This window comes from Chryseobacterium sp. 2TAF14, from assembly GCF_052115105.1.
Classification (GTDB): domain Bacteria; phylum Bacteroidota; class Bacteroidia; order Flavobacteriales; family Weeksellaceae; genus Chryseobacterium.
This window is the reverse complement of sequence record NZ_JBFRGA010000253.1, coordinates 1-3642: the sequence shown is the minus strand read 5'-3', so window position 1 is coordinate 3642 and position 3642 is coordinate 1. Positions and strand designations below refer to the sequence as shown.

The 3642-nt window shown below is 33.3% G+C and carries 4 protein-coding genes; 3 read left to right on the top strand and 1 reads right to left on the bottom strand.

Translation table 11 applies throughout. The features are described 5' to 3' along the window. Window positions 1-267 precede the first annotated feature (267 nt). On the top strand, window positions 268-864 hold the full coding sequence (pnuC, locus tag AB4Y90_RS16980; RefSeq protein WP_441558750.1) for a nicotinamide riboside transporter PnuC: 597 nt from the start codon (window positions 268-270) through the stop codon (window positions 862-864). Between the two features lie 248 nt (window positions 865-1112). Then, window positions 1113-2123: a hypothetical protein gene (locus AB4Y90_RS16975; protein WP_441558749.1), complete on the top strand. Its 1011-nt coding sequence runs from the start codon at window positions 1113-1115 to the stop codon at window positions 2121-2123. A gap of 34 nt (window positions 2124-2157) precedes the next feature. On the opposite strand, the gene AB4Y90_RS16970 is transcribed toward AB4Y90_RS16975, so the two are convergent. Continuing rightward, window positions 2158-2883: an alpha/beta hydrolase family protein gene (locus tag AB4Y90_RS16970; protein ID WP_441558748.1), complete on the bottom strand. Its 726-nt coding sequence runs from the start codon at window positions 2881-2883 to the stop codon at window positions 2158-2160. Window positions 2884-3239: 356 nt separating this feature from the next. Between AB4Y90_RS16970 and AB4Y90_RS16965 the strand changes: the two genes are divergently transcribed. Continuing rightward, window positions 3240-3572 (top strand): single-stranded DNA-binding protein, encoded by a 333-nt coding sequence (locus AB4Y90_RS16965; RefSeq protein WP_441558747.1) that lies wholly within the window; start codon window positions 3240-3242, stop codon window positions 3570-3572. Window positions 3573-3642 lie beyond the last annotated feature (70 nt).

Below are 3642 nucleotides of genomic sequence, written 5' to 3'. Positions count from 1 at the left end.
GTTATTAAACAGTTTTTAACATTTCTCAACTGCAATTTTGAGAAATCAATGAGAAAATTATTTCTTTTTTACACTTTATAATTAAAATGAAAATTTGGAGTTTAATTTTTTATTTCCAAAAATAAGTCTCAATTTTGTGCCATCAATGGGGTGCTGCTTATTGCGGCTGAGATGATACCCTGGAAATTTTTTCCACACCTGATCCGGGTAATTCCGGCGTAGGGAATTTTGATTTATCATCTCATCATTTAATTTTTATAAGTTAATTTGATGCAGGAAATTTTACAACAGATCACCTTACCGGAATGGTTTGGGGTTTTCTTCTCAGTTTGCCAGGTTTTATTGGCAAGAAAAAACAATTCTAATAATTATCTTTTCGGTATTGCGGGGATTTTATTAACGCTTTATGTGATGATCCGGTCTAAACTCTACGCAGAGTTTACGCTTAATCTTTACTATCTCGTCATGAGCATTTACGGATGGCTGTACTGGAAATTTGGTAAAAGAAAATCTGAAACAAAAATTTCTGAAACAACCCATAACGAAAAATTAATTACCGGCGGAATTGTAGTTGGAACATTGGCTCTTTTCTACTTTTTTCTGACGAATTTTACCGATTCTGATGTTCCTGTTTTAGATTCTTTGGTGAGTGCTTTTGCATGGGCAGGAATGTGGTTGATGGCTCGCAGAAAAATTGAAAACTGGATTTTATTGAATATCAGCAACATCATTGCGATTCCGTTGCTTATTCACAAAGGACTTTATTTGTATGCGGTTTTAACGGCTTTCTTGTTTATCGTCGCAATTTCTGGCTATTTGGAATGGAGGAAGATTATTAAATCCAAATTGGTTTCTGCGACTTAATCAGATGAATGTTTTGGATTAGAAACGCAAAGATTTTAATTTTTAAGATTACTATTTTAAGGAGCAAAGATGGCAACTTCGTTGCTGATGAAGCTTGAAAACATACGCTTAGAATCAATTTATTGATTATTCTTTGTCTCTTAAATAATAAATATCAAGAAATAAAACTTTGCGTTGAAAAAAAAATATAAAGTCCAATTTATTAATAAAAATTAATCTTTTTAATTATTCAGCGATAAATAAAAGGCATGTTTACACTTAAAGAATTAAGAAATAAAATGCACGGAGCTTCTGAAGTTCCGCAATCGATCATCGATCAGATTCATCATGAAAGATTGCTTCAGATTTGGGTTCCGAAAGTATACGGCGGATTGGGAYTGCGTTTACATGAAGGTTTAAAAATCCTTTTCGACTGGTCAAAAATCGATGGAAGCTTAGGCTGGATGCTGACTTTATGTTCGGGAGCCAACTTTTTCTCAAGAAATTTAAAACCTACAATTGCAAAAGAACTTTTCTCTAATTCAAAAACCTGTTTTGGTGGAAGCGGAATGATTGGCGGAACAGCCGAAAAACAATCCTACGGAGCTTTTCTGATCAACGGATTTTGGCATTTTGCAACCGGAGCTCCACATTTAAGTCATTTTACATTAAACGCAAAATTGACGGAAAACGGAAATTCTTTGCTTGACAAATCGGGAAATGAACTCATCAGATCTTTTGTGATTTCTAAAAATGATGTTGAAATAATTCCGGACTGGAAATCGATGGGCATGAAAGCAACCGGAACGTATTCTTTTAAAGCTGAAAATGTAAAAGTATCTGAAGGTTATAGTTTTATTTATGATGATTTTTTTACGGATGATGTTTTAGATAAAATTCCGTTCAGGATTTTTGCGGATTTGACTTTACTGGTTAATTATCTTGGGATGGCTTCTCATTTTTCTGAAGAAGCGATCAAAATAAGACCTCATCTCGATTTGAATTTTTTTGATAAAAAAATAGAAGCAGCGATGGAAAAAGTGATGGGTTTTGCTGATGAAACTGAATCTTTATTGAATGATTCTAAGTTGATTATTTCTGAAAAACAGGTTGAAATTCATGATTATTCATCAGATTTGGTTGAGACTTTATCGCATCAGATTTTGGAGATTTATTTTCAATTGGGAATTAAAGCGAGCCATACTGATTCTGCAGTTTACCAGGTTTTCTGTGATTATTTTACGGCGACGCAGCATTCTAATTTTAGGAGAGAGTTTTAGTAATGTGTTGGCAATACCTTGTTAGCTGTAGTTTTTATTGATTGAACCAATTAATTATTTTTTCGATAACCATTTTCCATCCGTCAGTTTCAGGATGGTTCATGATGTTAAAGGCGTGATCGGCATTTTCAATTTTCACCAACTCCACATCCTTTCCTTTTGACAAAAGAGCAGTATATGAAACAATCGCAGATTCGGGGTAAACTGCCTTATCGGCTGTTCCTTGAAGCAAAAATATTTTCCCGTTGTAGTTTGATAATTCATCGATTACCGAAGTTTTCAAAAGACTTGACCAACGCAAATAAGTAAATCCCCAAAATTTCTTTTTGGTATTCGTTGGGTCTGCTAAAATATCCGCCCATTTTTGTTTGACGTAATTTATACGTTCTTCCGAAGTAGGCATATTATGTTCTTTGGTGTTGAAAAAAGTACCGTCATCTGCAAATTTATATAAGCTGTACAATTGCGAAGGTCCTTCTCCTGCCATTATTGCCACATTTGATATTTTACCTTTCATTAAATTGGCAACTCTTGAAACAACCACACCTCCTTCCGAATGACCTGCTAATAAAATTTTGGTGTTATCTATTTTTTCGTTTTGTACAATATAGTTTATCGCATTTATAATCGTATTGCTCCAGTTTTCAAGCGAAAAATTCTTGTCAAAATTTGAAGATTGCCCTGTTTGTAAATATTTAACTCCTGGTTTTTCTACAATCAAAACTCTGTATTTTTCTTGTCCAACATTAAACCAGGTCATATGTCCGGGTCGTAAGGTTGTTCGGGCAAGAAGTCGATTTTTGCTTTTTGCGCAAATGTTAAGTTTGCCAGTAATATAAAGAATAAGAAAATCTTGTTTTTCATTTTGTGGTACTGTGTTTTAAAATTATGGCTAAGATTCAAATGTACATAATTTCTATATCATAACTAAATAAAAAATATAATACCGTAAATTTTTGATTAGTAATGATTTAAATGTTTTCAAACGACTACAAACGAATTTAAACAGTTTATTACCGACTAATTTTCCAAACCTAATGAATCTTTGCAACAGAGATTAGAGAAAACAAAGTGAACGTCTCTTATCTGATTTGTTAATTTAAAAAATATAAAGCTATGTCACTAAGAAACAAAGTAACATTAATAGGTTACACAGGAAAAGAAGTTGAAACAGTAAACTTCGAAAACGGAGGGATAAAAATTTCCGTTTCACTGGCAACACACGATCACTACACCAATGCAAAAGGTGAGAAAGTAGAAGAAACACAATGGCACAATTTGGTTGCTTTTGGCAAAACCGCCGAGATTTTTCAAAAGTATGTTCCGAAAGGAAAAGAAATTGCCATCGAAGGAAAATTGATGTACAGATCTTACGACGATAAAGAGGGCGTGAAAAGATATATTACCGAAATAAGAGTTGAAGAGCTTCTGCTTTTAGGCGGTAAATAAAATTAAATATCCGTTTATTAATCTATATTTTTTTTGCTCGAAACTTCGTGTTCTTTGCTAAGTTTACGCC